At 74.9% G+C, this 14,463-nt stretch carries 12 protein-coding genes; 8 read left to right on the top strand and 4 right to left on the bottom strand.

From position 1 onward, the window contains the following. Positions 1 to 165: 165 nt before the first annotated feature. Genes E8D37_RS09490 through E8D37_RS09480 form a run of 3 tightly spaced genes read right to left on the bottom strand, consistent with a single transcriptional unit; the run spans position 166 to position 3,054 of the window. Positions 166 to 1,545: a hypothetical protein gene (locus tag E8D37_RS09490; protein ID WP_136569491.1), complete on the bottom strand. Its 1,380-nt coding sequence runs from the start codon at positions 1,543 to 1,545 to the stop codon at positions 166 to 168. Next, complete coding sequence (locus tag E8D37_RS09485) at positions 1,542 to 2,240, bottom strand: SigE family RNA polymerase sigma factor (protein WP_136569490.1); 699 nt, start codon at positions 2,238 to 2,240, stop codon at positions 1,542 to 1,544. Before E8D37_RS09485 ends, E8D37_RS09490 begins: the two co-directional genes overlap by 4 nt. Before the next feature lie 43 nt (positions 2,241 to 2,283). Further along, entirely contained in the window at positions 2,284 to 3,054 is a 771-nt protein-coding gene (locus E8D37_RS09480; protein WP_136569489.1) for an enoyl-CoA hydratase-related protein, read from the bottom strand. 199 nt (positions 3,055 to 3,253) lie between these two features. Between E8D37_RS09480 and E8D37_RS09475 the strand changes: the two genes are divergently transcribed. From E8D37_RS09475 to E8D37_RS09440, 8 genes are all read left to right on the top strand, one after another. Further along, positions 3,254 to 4,879, top strand: coding sequence for a molybdopterin-dependent oxidoreductase (locus tag E8D37_RS09475; RefSeq protein WP_136569488.1), 1,626 nt, complete (start codon positions 3,254 to 3,256; stop codon positions 4,877 to 4,879). Between the two features lie 323 nt (positions 4,880 to 5,202). Continuing rightward, entirely contained in the window at positions 5,203 to 5,856 is a 654-nt protein-coding gene (locus tag E8D37_RS09470) for a fasciclin domain-containing protein (protein ID WP_136569487.1), read from the top strand. Between the two features lie 120 nt (positions 5,857 to 5,976). Beyond that, complete coding sequence (gene sigK, locus E8D37_RS09465; RefSeq protein ID WP_240770312.1) at positions 5,977 to 6,606, top strand: ECF RNA polymerase sigma factor SigK; 630 nt, start codon at positions 5,977 to 5,979, stop codon at positions 6,604 to 6,606. Continuing rightward, a complete protein-coding gene (locus tag E8D37_RS09460) occupies positions 6,603 to 7,409 on the top strand; it encodes an anti-sigma factor (protein WP_136569486.1) in 807 nt (268 codons plus the stop codon). Before sigK ends, E8D37_RS09460 begins: the two co-directional genes overlap by 4 nt. Then, entirely contained in the window at positions 7,409 to 9,556 is a 2,148-nt protein-coding gene (locus E8D37_RS09455) for an FAD-dependent oxidoreductase (protein WP_136569485.1), read from the top strand. The genes E8D37_RS09460 and E8D37_RS09455 overlap by 1 nt, the downstream gene beginning before the upstream one ends. Then, positions 9,553 to 10,968, top strand: a complete 1,416-nt coding sequence (locus E8D37_RS09450; protein WP_136569484.1) for a class I SAM-dependent methyltransferase — start codon at positions 9,553 to 9,555, stop codon at positions 10,966 to 10,968. The genes E8D37_RS09455 and E8D37_RS09450 overlap by 4 nt, the downstream gene beginning before the upstream one ends. Continuing rightward, complete coding sequence (locus E8D37_RS09445) at positions 10,965 to 12,287, top strand: cyclopropane-fatty-acyl-phospholipid synthase family protein (protein WP_136569483.1); 1,323 nt, start codon at positions 10,965 to 10,967, stop codon at positions 12,285 to 12,287. The genes E8D37_RS09450 and E8D37_RS09445 overlap by 4 nt, the downstream gene beginning before the upstream one ends. A 10-nt stretch (positions 12,288 to 12,297) precedes the next feature. Beyond that, a complete protein-coding gene (locus tag E8D37_RS09440) occupies positions 12,298 to 13,131 on the top strand; it encodes a DUF1295 domain-containing protein (RefSeq protein ID WP_240770311.1) in 834 nt (277 codons plus the stop codon). Positions 13,132 to 13,191: 60 nt separating this feature from the next. Here E8D37_RS09440 and E8D37_RS09435 read toward each other — a convergent pair whose 3' ends face one another. After that, positions 13,192 to 14,391 (bottom strand): YihY/virulence factor BrkB family protein, encoded by a 1,200-nt coding sequence (locus E8D37_RS09435; protein ID WP_206055661.1) that lies wholly within the window; start codon positions 14,389 to 14,391, stop codon positions 13,192 to 13,194. Positions 14,392 to 14,463: the final 72 nt, after the last annotated feature.

Raw genomic sequence — 14,463 nt, 5'->3', positions numbered from 1 at the left:
TCCCCGGCCCGCGCCGCTGGTGGGCTCGCTCAACGCTGCTCCTCGTCACGTCGATGCCTCACCGCGCCCTCCCACACCGGGGCGCGGCAAGACAGCAACGTTACTCGCCCGGGCCCCTGGGCACCGCAGCGACGGTCCCGGTACGGACCGTCGCCGGGGTGCGGCTCAGTCCACCGGCGCGTAGACGAGGATCGCCCCGCCCGTGCCCCCACCAGCGCCAGGGGCGGTGACCTCGTGGGTGAGCGAGACCCGCCAGGTCTCCCCGGGGAGCAGCATGGACGTGCTCGCGCCGGTCGACTGGTAGCCCCAGTCCCCCGTGCGCGCGTGGCCGGACGCGACCCGGCCCGAGACCGAGCCGACCGCACGGAAGCGGGAGCGGCCGTCGGGCAGCAGGACCGAGACGAAGCGGGCCGAGGTGGCGTCCGCGAGGTCGACGACGGCGGTGCGGGCCGCGGCGCCGCCGCGCACCGGGAGCACCCGCTCCAGCGTCCACTCCCGGCCGTCGACCTCGATGCTGCCCGTCGCCACGTCGTCGCCGACGCGGACGGCGCCCGGGGCGTCCCGGTAGGCGGCGACGCCCACGACCGCCTCGTCGGCGCCGAGCACGTCGCCGCGGCGGCCCTCCGTGACCCGGATCGTCACGGTGTGCTCGACGTCCGCGCGCCTGTCGGGGTACGAGACCCCGCCCGCGAAGGCGTCGCCGGCCTCGTCGGTGCAGTCGCCGCCGATGGCGTACCCGCCGTCGACCTCGACCCGGACCCAGGCGTGGGGCACGTCGCTGCGGCAGTACTCCGCGATGGTCGAGCCGGACAGGGAGCCCGTGTAGGTGATCGTGGCGACGGCCTCGCCCGACGCCGGCGAGAACGTGGCCGCCTCGAGCGTCCGGCCCTCGGCCTCGTCGCGGAACCAGGCGGTGCCGTCGGCGGAGTAGGTGCCCGGGACGCGGGCGTCGGTGCGGTCGTAGACGACGACCGAGACCTGGGCGTCCGCGGGGACGTCGCGCAGCACCAGCCGGAGGGTCGTGCGGACGTCCCCGATCGAGGCGACCGGGGAGACACCGTCCGCCACGAGCCGCAGCAGGCCCGGACGGTCACCGGTCGTGACCGTGACCGTCCCGCCGTCCAGGCCGGTGGCCACCAGGGCGACGGCGCGGTCCGCGGACGCCCGCGGCAGGTCCGTCTCCGCCCGGACGACCTCGGCGGTGCGGTCGAGCAGGCCACCTCCCGAGCTGGTCATGTCGTCCACGGAGACGCTGGTCGCGTAGGCGTACTCGCCGCCGGGCATCGTGGTGCTGGTCGCGACGTCCTGCCCGGCCACGGGCAGCGTCGAGTCGTCCGGCGCGGGCGAGCGGAGCGTGGTGAGCCCCACGACGCCGGCCAGGACGACCGCGGCGGCCGTGACCCCGGCGGCGGCGCGGCGGCGGCGTGCGGCCGCGACGCGGTGCCGGACCCCGGAGAGCCGGGCGGTGACGTCGTCGCCGTGGGCGTCGAGGTCGCGGCTGTGGGCGTCGAGCGTGCGGCGCAGGTCGTCGATCGTGGGGCTCATCGCTGCTCCTCCCCGGGCTCGGGGGTGCGGGTGGTCGGCGGGGTGGCGGGCGGGGTGGGGGGTGGGGTGGCGGCGTCGGAGTCGTGGGGGTCGTGGGCGCCGTGGGGGCCGTGGCCGCTGAGGGAGGGGTCGATCCGCAGCTTCGCGAACGCCTTGGACGTCTGGGACTTCACCGTGCCGACCGAGCAGCCGAGCGCGTCGGCGGTCTGGGCCTCGGTGAGGTCCTCGAGGTAGCGCAGGACGACCACCGCGCGCTGGCGGCGGGGCAGCCGGGCCATCGCCGACCACAGGTCCTCCCGGGCGCCGGCGGCGGCGTGGGCGTCCGGCGCGTGGGTCTCGGGGAGCACCTCGGTGGGCGTCTCGCCGTTCCACCGACGCCGCCACCAGGACGAGAACGTCGTGACGAGGACGCGGCGGACGTAGGCCTCCGGCTCCTCGATGCGTCCCCAGGCGGGCCAGGCCTTGGCCAGCGCGGTCTGGAGGAGGTCCTCGGCCAGTGCGTGGTCGTGGGTGAGCAGGTAGGCGGTCCGCAGCAGGACGCCGGAGCGGGCCGCGACGAACTCCTCGAACGGCACGGTGGCCGGGCGGCCGGAGGGACGCGCCGGGGCCTGCTGGTCGGCCGCGTGGCGGTCGGCCGGGGGCGGGCCGGGGTGGGCGGGGGACGTGGCTTCCCGGTCCCGAGATCGGGTGGTCATGTCCTGGTGGACCGGGTGGGGGCCCGACGAGGTTGCCCGGTCGTCAGGAATTTCTTCCCCCACCGCTCCTCCCGGCCAGGAACGCCTGCATCGCCGCCTGCGCCGCCTCGGAGCCGAAGAGGGCCGCCGAGCGACGGGCCGCGTCCGCGCCCTCGGCGTCCAGGCGCGCCACGAGCGGGGCGGTGAGCAGGGCCTTCGTCTCCCGCTGGCCCTGCGGGTCGCCCTGCGCCAGCACGTCGGCGCGCCACGCCACCTCCTCGTCGAGGTCGTCGCCGTCCACCACGGTCGTCACCAGTCCCCAGGACGTCGCGGAGGCCGCGTCGAAGACCTCCCCGCCCAGCGCGGCCCACGCGGCGGCGCGGTCGGTGAGGCGCGGGAGCACGGTGAGGCTCACGGCCAGCGGCGCCAGCCCCAGCCGCACCTCCGTCAGGGCGAACGTCGCCCGGCGCGAGGCCACCACCACGTCGGACGCCGCGACCAGGCCGAGCCCGCCCGCGCGCACCGGCCCCTGGACCCGCGCGAGCACCGGCACGGGGAGCGTGAGCAGGCGGCGCTGGATCGCGACGATCGCCGCGGTCGTGGCCTCCATCGAGCCGCCGGTCGCCTCGGACAGGTCGGCCCCGGCGCAGAACACGCGGCCCGTCGCGCCGAGCACGACGACCCGGACGGCGGGGTCGGCCGCGGCCGCCAGCAGGGCCTCGTCGAGCTCGGCCAGCAGCCGGCGCGACAGGGCGTTGCGGTTGCCCGGCGAGTCCAGCTCGACGGTGGCGACCGGCCCGTCCACCCGGCTGCGGACCAGCGGCTCCTCGCTCATGCGGCGCATCCTGCCCCGTCGGGTGCCGCCGGTCGAGGCCGGTGCGGCTCGGGCGACCTCGCCGAGGGGGCCTGATCGGGGTGGGTGCGGTGCATCGGACGCACCGCATCCACCCCGATCACGACGTCCCGGGCCCGACCCGTGCCGGCCTCGACGGAACCGCACCAAGCGATCGGGGCCGCGGCTCCGAACACCTGCCATGACGAACGACGAGCAGACCCGCGCGCCCGGCCGACCCACTTGGGCGTGGCTGGGGGTGGTGTCGACCCTGGTCGGGCTCGGGACCGGGCAGCTGGTGGCCGCGCTGGTGCGGCCGGACGCCTCGCCCGTCCTGGCGACCGGCTCCACGGTCATCGACCTCACCCCGACCCCGGTGAAGAACTGGGCGATCGAGAACTTCGGGACCCTCGACAAGACGATCCTCCTGGGCAGCGTGCTCCTCGTCGTCCTCCTGCTCGCGGCCGTGGCGGGCCTCCTGGCCCGCCGCCGGTTCGTGCTCGGGGCGGGCGTGGAGGCGCTGCTGGTGCTCGTCGCCACGGTGCTCGCGGTGACCCGCCCCCAGGCCGGCTTCCTCGACGCGGTCCCCGGGCTCGCCACCGGCCTGGCCGGCGTCGGCGCGCTGGCCGTGCTGCACCGCCTCGCCACCACCGGCACGCTGCGCCGCCGCCCCGAGGCCGCGGGCACGCCCGTGGACGAGGGTGACCAGGCGGACCAGGCGGAGACGGACGACGAGCTGGCCGCCGTGCCGGGCCCCAGCCGCCGAGGCGTGCTGCTCGCCAGCGCGGCGCTCGCCCTGCTGGCGGCCGCGGCCGGCGGTGCGGCGCGGGCGGTCCAGCGGCTGCGGGGCGGACCGGCGGACGTCGTCCTGCCCGAGGCGTCCGACCCGGCCCTGTTCCACCCCACGGGCGCCTTCCCGCGCGGCCTGGACGACCGGGTCGCGGGCATCACCCCGCTGCGCACCCCGCTGGCCGACTTCTACCGCGTCGACACCCGCCTCGACGTGCCGGTGGTCGACGTCGAGTCCTGGACGCTCACCATCGACGGGGACGTCGAGCGCGAGGTGACGCTGACGTTCGACGACCTGCTGGCGATGGACCTCGTCGAGCGCGACATCACGCTCACCTGCGTCTCCAACTCGGTCGGCGGCCCCTACGCCGGCGGCGCGCGCTGGCTCGGCGTCCGGCTCACCGACCTGCTGGCGATGGCCGGGGTCGGGAGCACGGCCGACCAGATCCTCTCCACCGACGTCGACGGCATGACGATCTCCACGCCGCTCGCGGTGGCCACCGACGGCCGCGACGCCATGATCGCGGTCGGCATGGACGGCGCGGCGCTGCCGCGCGAGCACGGCTTCCCGGCCCGCATGGTGGTGCCGGGGCTCTACGGGTTCGTCTCGGCGTGCAAGTGGATCACCCGGATGACGCTCACGACCTACGACGCGCAGCAGGCCTACTGGACCGAGCGCGGGTGGGCGACCGACGCCCCCATCAAGATCTCCGCCCGGATCGACACGCCGCGGGCGCTCGAGCAGCTCGACGCGGGCCGCGTGAACATCGGCGGCGTCGCCTGGGCCCAGGGCTCGGGCGGGGTCGGCCGCGTCCAGGTCAGCATCGACGGCGGCCCGTGGACCGACGCGCGGACCGGGCCGGACGTGGGCAACGACTACTGGCGCCAGTGGTACCTGCCGTGGGACGCCGAGGCCGGCTCCCACACGGTCGCCGCCCGCGTGGTCACGGGCAGCGGGACGGTCCAGCAGAACGTCCGGGCCGAACCGTTCCCCGACGGCGCCTCCGGCGTCCACACGCTCCAGGTGAGCGTCGGCTGAGCCGACGCGGACCGACGGCTGGGCGGCGTGACGGTCCGCTCACCTGGGCCGGCGAGAGGCCGGCAGCCGAGACCCGGCGGAGGGGCCATGGGGCCCTCCGCCGGGTCTTCGGTCGTTCTGGGCAGGCGCCCTGACCTGCCTCCTGACCTGCAGGAAGAAGAAATCTTCAGATTTTCTTGTCAGCGGACCCAACCGCTGCGGCCACCGCACCGAACTACCCGTGTCCAGCCACTCAGGGCCCACGGTGACCACCACCGCCGGCCCGGAGGCACCGCCGGCCCCACCCGGGGCCAGGCACACCCCCCATGCAGGAAGGCACTCCCATGAAGAAGACGACGCTCCGCCTCTCCGGCGCTCTCGCCGCCGCTGCCCTCGCCGTCTCCGGCCTCGCGGCCTGCGGCTCCGACGGCACCAGCGACACCTCCAGCGACGCCGCCGCCGAGACCTCGATGTCCTCCACCCCCACCCAGAGCGAGTCGACGGACGACATGTCCACCACCTCGAGCGCCGCCGACCAGGTGTTCGGGCCGGCCTGCTCCGCCGTCCCGACCTCCGGCGCCGGCTCCTTCGACGGCATGGTGAGCGACCCGGTGGCGACCGCCGCCAGCAACAACCCGCTGCTCACCACCCTGGTCTCGGCCGTCCAGGCCGCCGGGCTCGTCGACACCCTCAACGGTGCCGAGGCGCTCACGGTCTTCGCTCCCACCGACGACGCGTTCGCCGCCATCCCGAAGAAGACGCTCAACGCCGTCCTCAAGGACAAGGACACGCTCACCGCGATCCTCACCCACCACGTGGTCGGCGGCCAGCTCGACCCCGACCAGGTCGTCGGCAAGCAGAAGACCCTCAACGGCGACACCGTGACGGTCAAGGGCGACACCGACGGCATGACCGTCGACGGCGCGAACGTGCTCTGCGGCAACATCCCCACCGCCAACGCGACCGTCTACGTGATCGACCAGGTGCTCATGCCCTGATCGGGGCACCAGCTCCCCCCACCGCCGGTCCGGGGCCGTACGCACACGGCCCCGGACCGGTCCGGACCCCTCACCCAGAGGTGAGGGCCCCAGCGAGAGAAGTAGGCAACGATGAGGCTCGTGAGCGACACGATGCCCGGTGAGACCGGGGCACCGCCCGGAGCAGGCGACCCGGTCGGCAGCGATGCCGGAGCGGTGGACGCCGGCGCCCGGCTCGCCGCCTGCCTGCGCTCCTGCGCCCGCGGCGACTCCGACTCCTTCGCCGCCCTCTACGACGCGTGCTCCGCCCGCGCCTACGGCCTCGCGGTCCGCGTCGTGCGCGACCGGGCCCAGGCCGAGGAGGTCACGCAGGAGGCCTTCCTCGAGGTCTGGCGGACGGCCGCCCGCTTCGACCCGGAGCGCGGCAGCGCCCTCTCCTGGGTCATGACGATCGTCCACCGCAAGGCCGTCGACCGGGTCCGCTCGGCCGAGGCCGCCAGCCGCCGCGACGTCACCTACCACCAGCGCAACCAGCAGGTGGAGCACGACACCACCGCCGAGGCCGCCCACGCCTCGCTCGAGGCGCACCGCGTGCGGGGCGCCCTCGAGGCGCTCACGCCGGTGCAGCGCCAGGCCGTGGAGCTCGCCTACCTGGGCGGCTACACCCACACCGAGGTCGCCGGTCTGCTCGACCTGCCCCTCGGCACTGCCAAGACCCGCATCCGCGACGGTCTGATCCGACTCCGTGACGCACTGGGGGTGACCCGATGAGCGATGTCCACGCCCTCTCCGGGGCCTACGCGATCGACGCCCTCGACGAGCTCGAGCGGGCCCGCTTCGAGCAGCACCTGGCCGAGTGCGGCACCTGCCGCACCGAGGTCGACTCGCTGCGCGAGGCCGGCGCCCTGCTGGCCGAGCTCGAGCCGCTGACCCCGCCCGCCGGCCTGCGCGACCGCGTGCTCGCCGAGGCCGCCACCGTCCGGCCCCTGCCGCCGGTGGAGCGTCCCGCGGACGCGGGCATGCCCGTCGGCCCGGGCTCCGCCTCCCCCGTCGAGCAGGACGCCGTCCTCCCGACCCCGCTCCACGGCCGCACCGCCCGCACCCGCTCCGGCCGTCGCTGGCCCACGTTCGTGGCCGCCGCCGCGGCCGTCGCGGTCCTGGGCGCGCTGGGCGGCGTCGCCGTGACCCAGCCGTGGTCGCAGGACTCCACGACCGTCACCGCCGGCGAGTCCCGGGTCGCCGCGGTCCTCGGCGCCGACGACGCCGAGACCTACACCCAGCAGCTGGACGGCGGCGCGTCCGTCTCCGTGGTCCGCTCGGTCGCCCTCGGGGAGGCCGTCGTGGTCACCCAGGGGATGCCCGCCGCCCCCGACGGCTCCGTCTACGAGCTCTGGCTCAACCAGGACTCCGGCATGGTCGCCGCCGGGTTCATGCCCGACGGCTCGGACAACGAGGTCCTGCTCTCCGGCGACGCGGCCACCGCGTCCGGCGTCGGCATCAGCGTCGAGCCGCAGGGCGGCTCCCCCGAACCCACCCTGGACGGTGCCGTCGTGATCCCCTTCGAGGCCGCCTGATGGCCGCTCCCCGCGTGGCCGCTCCTCGTCGCGTGGCCGTCGTCGGCTCCGGCGTCGCCGGCCTCACCGCCGCCTACGTGGCCTCCCGCACCGCGCACGTCACGCTGTTCGAGGCCGACGACCGGCTCGGCGGCCACGCCGACACCCACACGGTGCGCGAGGGCGACCGCGAGCTCGGGATCGACACCGGGTTCATCGTCCACAACCGCCGCACCTACCCGACGCTCCTGCGGATGTTCCGCGAGCTCGGCGTCGGCACGCAGCCGTCCGAGATGTCCATGTCGATCCGGGACGACGAGGCCGCCGTGGAGTGGGCCGGCGCGCTCGGCCGCAGCGGCCTGTTCCCGACGTCCGCGAACGCCCGCAACCCGCGGTTCTGGCGGATGCTGACCGAGATCCCCCGCTTCCACCGCCGCGCCCACGCGCTGCTGGAGGCCGGCGACCAGCCCGGTGACCAGGCCGGTGACCAGGCCGGGGCCGACCAGACCCTCCGCGCCTTCCTCGACGAGGCCGGTTTCTCCCCGTTCTTCGTGCGCCAGTTCATGGAGCCGCTCGTCGCGGCCGTCTGGTCGTGCGACCCCTCGGTCGCGCTGGACTACCCGGCCCGCTACCTCTTCGCGTTCCTGCGCCACCACGGGATGCTGTCGGTGTTCGGCAGCCCCACCTGGCGCACCGTCACGGGCGGCTCGCGCAGCTACGTCGAGCGGATCGGCGCCGAGCTCACCGGGCCGCGCGGCGAGGTCCGCACCGGCACCAAGGTGACGGGCCTGCGCGAGGTCACGGACGGCGTGCAGGTCACCGACGGCAACGGCCGCACCGAGACCTTCGACGCGGTCGTCGTGGCCGTCCACCCCCACCAGGCGCTGGCGCTGCTCACCGAGCCGACGCCCGCGCAGCGCGAGGTGCTGGCGGCCATGCCGTACTCGCCGAACACCGCGCTGCTGCACACCGACGCCTCGCTGCTGCCGACGGCCGAGGGCGCCCGGGCGTCCTGGAACTTCCTGCGCCCCAGCGCCGACCAGGCCCGCACCGACGGCGGCGAGGGCGTGGTCGTCACCTACGACCTCACCCGCCTCCAGCGCCTCGACACCGACACCCGCTACCTCGTGACGCTCGGCGGCGAGCACCTCGTCGACCCGGCGAGCGTGATCGACCGGATGGAGTACGAGCACCCGCTCTACACCCCGGAGTCGGTGGCGGCCCAGCGCCGTCTCCCGGAGCTCGACTCCGACCGGCTGGCCTTCGCCGGCGCCTACCACGGGTGGGGCTTCCACGAGGACGGCGCGCGCTCCGGCCTGGCCGCCGCGACCCGCCTCGGCCTCACCTGGCCCGAGCCGGTCCCGAGCGCCCCGGCCGAGGCCGAACCGGTGCCGGCGACCCCGGCGGTCTACCGCACGTCGGTCACCCACACGCGGCGCCGGCCCTGGAAGCGCACGTTCACGCACGCCTCGTCGCTGTGGCTCGTGGACGTCGACGACCTGCCCGACCACCGCCCGCTGGCGTTCCTCAAGGGCACCTTCGAGGCCCGCGACCACCTAGGGGACCCGGCCCGCTCGCTGCGGGAGAACCTCGTCGGGTTCCTCGCCACGCAGGACGTCACCCCGGACCCCGCCGGCCGCGTCCTGCTCGCCACGCAGCCGCGGACGCTGGGCTACTGCTTCAACCCCATCAGCGTCTTCTGGTGCCTGGACCGGGAGGACCGCGTCGAGGCCGTCGTCGTGGAGGTGCACAACACCTACGGCGACGTCCACGCCTACCTCGTCGACCCCGACGAGCAGGGCCGCGCCCACACCGACAAGGCCATGTACGTCTCCCCGTTCCACGGCACGCAGGGCCGCTACGAGCTCGCCGTGCCGCTGCCGGGCGAGCGGCTGCACGTGGCGGTCACCCTGCACTCCGGGGAGACCTACCCGGGCACCTCCAGCGGCGCCACCACCGACAACCCCACCGACAACCCCAGCGGCGAGGCGGTCTTCTCCGCCTCCGTCACCGGCACCGTCGACCCCCGTCCCACCTCCCCCTACCGCGCCACCGGCGCGGCTCTGCGCGACGCCGCGCTGATCCGCGTCCACGGCACCTGGCTGTGGCTGCGCCGTCTCCCGGTGCGCCCCCGGCCGACCCACCACCAGGAAGGAGTGCAGGCATGACCGAGAGCCTCGCCCCCGCCCGTCCGACCACACCCCCCGACACCTCCCGCTGGCCCGGCCTGCGGCCCCTCGACGACGACCTGCGCACCCGGGTGGCCGCCGGCGTCGCCCGGAAGCTCTTCCTCGCCGCCGTCTCGCGGCTCGAGGTGACCGTCCACCTCGACGGCCGCACCCACGGCCTCGGCGGCCCGGCCATGACCGTGCACGACGCCGAGGAGTTCTTCGGCCGCATCGGCCGCCACCAGCTCATCGGCTTCGGCGAGGCCTACCTCACCGGCGCCTGGGACGCCGAGGACCTGGGCGGCTTCCTCACCGTGCTCGCCGCCCACATGACCGACCTCGTGCCGCCGCGGCTGCAGAAGCTGCGCCGCCTCGTGGTGAAGCGTCCGCCCTCGTGGCAGCGGTCGTCGAAGGAGAACGCGCAGAGCAACATCGCGCACCACTACGACCTCTCCAACGACCTCTTCCGGCTCTTCCTCGACCCCACGCTCAGCTACTCGGCCGCCCTGTGGCCGACCGGCGTCGTGGGCCACGACGACGACCTCTCGCGCCGCTCGCACCACCCGCTGCCGCAGCGCCTGGTCGCGGCCAGCCCGGGCACCGTCGACCCCGCCACCTTCGCCGAGGCGCAGGGCCACAAGATCGAGCGGCTCCTGGACGCCGCGGGCGTCGGCCCCGGCACCCGGCTCCTCGAGATCGGCACCGGCTGGGGCGAGCTCGCCCTGCGGGCGGCCCGGCGTGGGGCGACCGTGCACTCGGTGACGCTGTCGCGCGAGCAGCTGGTCCTGGCCCGCGAGCGGGTGGCCGAGGCCGGCTTCGCCGACCGGGTCACCATCGACCTCTGCGACTACCGCGACGTCACCGGCACCTACGACGCGGTCGTCTCGGTGGAGATGATCGAGGCCGTCGGCGCCGACTACTGGCCCGTCTACTTCTCCACGATCGACCGGGTGCTCGCGCCCGGCGGCATGGTCGCCATCCAGGCGATCACCATGCGGCACGAGCGGATGCTCGCCACCAGGAACACCTACACCTGGATCCACAAGTACATCTTCCCGGGCGGCCTGCTCCCCAGCGTCGAGGCCGTCGACGAGGTCACCCGCCGGCACACCACCCTGCGGCTGACCGAGCGCTTCCAGTTCGGCCAGCACTACGCCGAGACGCTGCGGCTGTGGGACGAGGCGTTCCTCGACCACCGCGACGAGGTGCTCGCGCTCGGCTTCGACGACGTCTTCTGCCGGATGTGGCACTTCTACCTGGAGTACTCCCGCGCCGGGTTCGCCTCCGGCTACATCGACGACTACCACCTCGTCCTCCAGCGGCCTCACGAGCACGCGCTCAGCGACCGTGCGCAGGACGGGCAGCAGGACGGGCAGCAGGACGGGCAGCTCGAGGGCGAGGACGTCGCGTGACCGCCACCGAGGTCCCGGCGCCCGCCACGACCAGCCAGGACGGCGGGATCGCCGCCCGGATCGCCGAGGTGCTGCGTCCCTTCGTCGGCGGTGACGTGCCCGTGCGCCTGGTCTGCTGGGACGGCTCGGCCGCGGGGCCGGCGGACGGCTCCGTGCCCACCGTCGAGCTGCGCTCCCCCGACGCGCTGCGCCGGCTGCTGTGGCACCCCGGCGAGCTGGGCGCCGCCCAGGCCTACGTCACCGGCGAGCTCGAGGTCGTCGAGGACGAGCGGTGGGACCTCGACTCCGCCCTCACCCACGCCTTCGCGGTGGCCCGCGAGCGGGGCCTGACCTCGGGTCGGCCCGACCCGCGCGCCCTCCTCGGCGCCGCCCGGCTGGCCAAGGAGCTCGGCGTGCTCCGGGCCCCGCTGCCCAACCCGGCGTCCCAGGCGAAGGTCGGCGGCCGGCTGCACTCGCGGCTGCGCGACCGCGCGTCCATCTCGTTCCACTACGACCTGTCCAACGAGTTCTACGAGGCGATCCTCGAGGAGCACATGGCCTACTCGAGCGGCTACCACTCGAGCCCGGACCAGCCGCTGTCCGAGGCCCAGGCGGCCAAGCTAGACCTCGTGTGCCGCAAGGTCGGCCTCGTCGAGGGCGCCCGCTTCCTGGACGTCGGCTGCGGCTGGGGCTCGCTCTCCCTCTACGCCGCCGAGCACTACGGCGCGCAGGTCACCGGCGTGACGATCGCCGCGGAGCAGAAGAAGTTCATCGACGCCCGCATCGCCGAGCGCGGCCTGGGCGACCGGGTGCGGATCAAGCTCCAGGACTACCGCGACGCCGTGCCGGCGCGCGGCTCGGAGTACGACGCGGTCGCCTCGATCGAGATGGGCGAGCACGTCGGCCAGGGCAACTACCCCACCTACGCGCAGGTGCTGCACGACGCGGTGCGCCCCGGCGGCCGCGTGCTGGTGCAGCAGATGTCGCGCGCCGGGAAGTGGCCGGGCGGTGGCCCGTTCATCGAGAGCTTCATCGCCCCCGACATGCACATGCGGCCCGTCGGCCAGACCGTCGCCTTCCTCGAGAAGGCCGGGCTGGAGGTGCGCGACGTGCACGCCATGCGCGAGCACTACGTCCTCACCGTCGCCGGCTGGCTGGAGCGCTTCCACGCCCACCGCGACCGGCTCGTCCGGCTCGTCGGCGAGGAGGTCGTCCGCGTCTGGTACCTCTACCTCGTCGGCGGCGCGATGGCCTTCCGCGACGGCCGGATGGGCGTCGACCAGATCACCATGGTCCGGCCCGGCGGCGCCCACACGCTGCCGCTGGTGCGGGACTTCTAGGAGGACGCTCGTGCCGGACGCCGGAGCCTCGACCCTGCTCGTCTCGCTGCTCGTCTCGCTCGTGGTCGTGGCGGTCTCGATGACCGCCGCGGCGGTGCGGGCCCGGCAGCTCGGCGTGGTGGCGGTGGTCGACGTGGCCTGGGGCGCCGGCTTCGTGGCCGTCGCGGTGGTGACCGGGGCGCTCGCGCTCGCGACCGCCGAGGGGGCCGCGACGTGGCGCACCGTGCTGCTCGTCGTCCTGGTGGCGGTGTGGGGCGGACGGCTGGCCTGGCACGTCCGCTCGCGCGCGGTCGGCGAGCACCAGGGCGCGGAGGACCCGCGCTACGCCGAGATGCTCGGCGGCTCGCTGGCGGAGGTCGGGATGGGCACCGCCGTGCGGCGCGTGTTCCTCGTCCAGGGCGTGGCCCAGTGGTTCGTGGCCGCGCCCGTCGCCCTCGGCGTGGTGGCCGGTGCCGCGTGGTGGCCGGTCGCGCTGCTCGGCGTCCTCGTGTGGGCGGTGGGCCTGGCGTTCGAGGCCGTGGGCGACGCGCAGCTGCGCGCGTACAAGGCCCGCCCCCGCGAGGAGCGCCCGCCCGTCATGGACGCCGGCCTGTGGGGCCTGACCCGGCACCCCAACTACTTCGGCGACGCGCTCGTGTGGTGGGGGCTGTGGCTGGTCGGCGGGCTCGCGTCCGGCTGGCTGCTCGGCCTCGTCACCGTGCTGTGCCCGGTGGCGATGACGTTCTTCCTGCGCAACGTGACCGGCGCGAAGCTGCTGGAGAAGAAGATGTCGCAGCGCGACGGCTGGGCCGAGTACGCCGCCCGCGTCCCGATGTTCGCGCCGCGTCCCCTCGGCCGGCCCTGATCCTGGGCCCTGATCCTGGGTCCTGGTCCTGGGCGCTGGTCCCCGAACGGTGCGGTGGTCTCAGCCGCGCCGGTCGGTGGGCGAGGAGGGCTCGTCCCGCGTGGGCCCCTCCTGCGACGGCCCCTCCTGTGACGGCTGGGCACCGTCGGTCGGCAGGGCGTCCAGGGTGACGTGCGTCGTGGGCGGGGCGGCGCGGGCCTGCCGACGGCGCTCCTGCGGGGTGTCGGCGGGGGCCTGCTCCCCCCGCTCCGACGACGTGCCCTGCTCGAGCGGCTTCGGGCGGTCCATCGGCGGGACGCCCCAGCTGACCTGGATCCGCTCGTAGCCCTTGTGGCGCTGCATCGTCGCGTAGTAGGCGTACGTGCGCTTGTCGGCCTCGGTGAGGCGGACGTTGTCGGTGAACGGCGTGAGCAGCGCGCGCGGGTAGAGCCGCCGCGCGAGCACCACGTTGACCTCCATGCCGAGGACGCCGATGAAGGCGGCCACGTAGATGATCCCGATGAGGCCGAGGACGAGCGCGAAGGTCGAGTTCATCCCCTGCGTCTCGGCGATGACCCGGGTGACGTAGAGCGTGCCGATGGTCTGCAGGCCCTGCCAGAGGATCGCGACGACGAACGAGCCCGGGGCGGCCTTGCGCAGCGAGACCGAGCGGGCCGAGGCCAGCCGGAACAGCAGGGTGAGCACGATGCCGATGACGACGATCGTGACGAGCCGGATCGTCCAGCGCAGGGCGAAGGTGGCCCGCTCGCCCAGCACCTCGGTCTCGGAGCCGATGGCCGAGAGCACGGAGACGACCAGCACGGAGACGCCCGCGGTGGCGAGCAGGGCCAGGCTGCGCAGGCGCAGGAGGAACGGGTTGGGGCGGGAGTCTCGCGGGACGGCCCAGGTGATGTTGACGGCGTTCTGGATGGCCTGGCCGAGGCCGAGGGAGCCGTAGAGGGCGGTGAGCGTGCCGACCACGACGCCGGCAGTGGACCCGGTGAGGCCCTCCGGGGTGCCGAGCTGGTCGCCGATGATCGGGAAGGTGCTCAGCGCCGAGTTGAGCACCGCCTCCTGGAGGCCGGCGTTGCCCTGCAGCACGAAGCCCAGGATCGAGGACGCCAGCAGGAGCAGCGGGAAGATCGCGATGAACCCGTAGTAGGTGATGATCGCGGACAGGTACGGACCCTGGTCGTCCAGGTACTTGTAGATGGTCGCGAGCGGCATCGACACCGGCGGGAAGCCGCGCTGGAACCGGTCCAGGCTCCCGACCACGCTCATGGGGAGAACCGTAGCCGCAGGTCGCCGGGCCCCACCGCACCCGGCCGGTGCCCGGCGGGGCGGTCGTCGCCG

Source organism: Nocardioides sp. GY 10127 (assembly GCF_004919085.1).
Taxonomy (GTDB): Bacteria; Actinomycetota; Actinomycetes; order Propionibacteriales; family Nocardioidaceae; genus Nocardioides.
This window is presented reverse-complemented; position numbering and strand designations above follow the sequence as displayed.

Coding starts and splice junctions, on each gene's coding strand:
- E8D37_RS09490 (WP_136569491.1), bottom strand. CDS start 1,545: ATGAGCCCCACGATCGACGACCTGCGCCGCACGCTCGACGCCCACAGC.
- E8D37_RS09485 (WP_136569490.1), bottom strand. CDS start 2,240: ATGACCACCCGATCTCGGGACCGGGAAGCCACGTCCCCCGCCCACCCC.
- E8D37_RS09480 (WP_136569489.1), bottom strand. CDS start 3,054: ATGAGCGAGGAGCCGCTGGTCCGCAGCCGGGTGGACGGGCCGGTCGCC.
- E8D37_RS09475 (WP_136569488.1), top strand. CDS start 3,254: ATGACGAACGACGAGCAGACCCGCGCGCCCGGCCGACCCACTTGGGCG.
- E8D37_RS09470 (WP_136569487.1), top strand. CDS start 5,203: ATGAAGAAGACGACGCTCCGCCTCTCCGGCGCTCTCGCCGCCGCTGCC.
- E8D37_RS09460 (WP_136569486.1), top strand. CDS start 6,603: ATGAGCGATGTCCACGCCCTCTCCGGGGCCTACGCGATCGACGCCCTC.
- E8D37_RS09455 (WP_136569485.1), top strand. CDS start 7,409: ATGGCCGCTCCCCGCGTGGCCGCTCCTCGTCGCGTGGCCGTCGTCGGC.
- E8D37_RS09450 (WP_136569484.1), top strand. CDS start 9,553: ATGACCGAGAGCCTCGCCCCCGCCCGTCCGACCACACCCCCCGACACC.
- E8D37_RS09435 (WP_206055661.1), bottom strand. CDS start 14,391: ATGAGCGTGGTCGGGAGCCTGGACCGGTTCCAGCGCGGCTTCCCGCCG.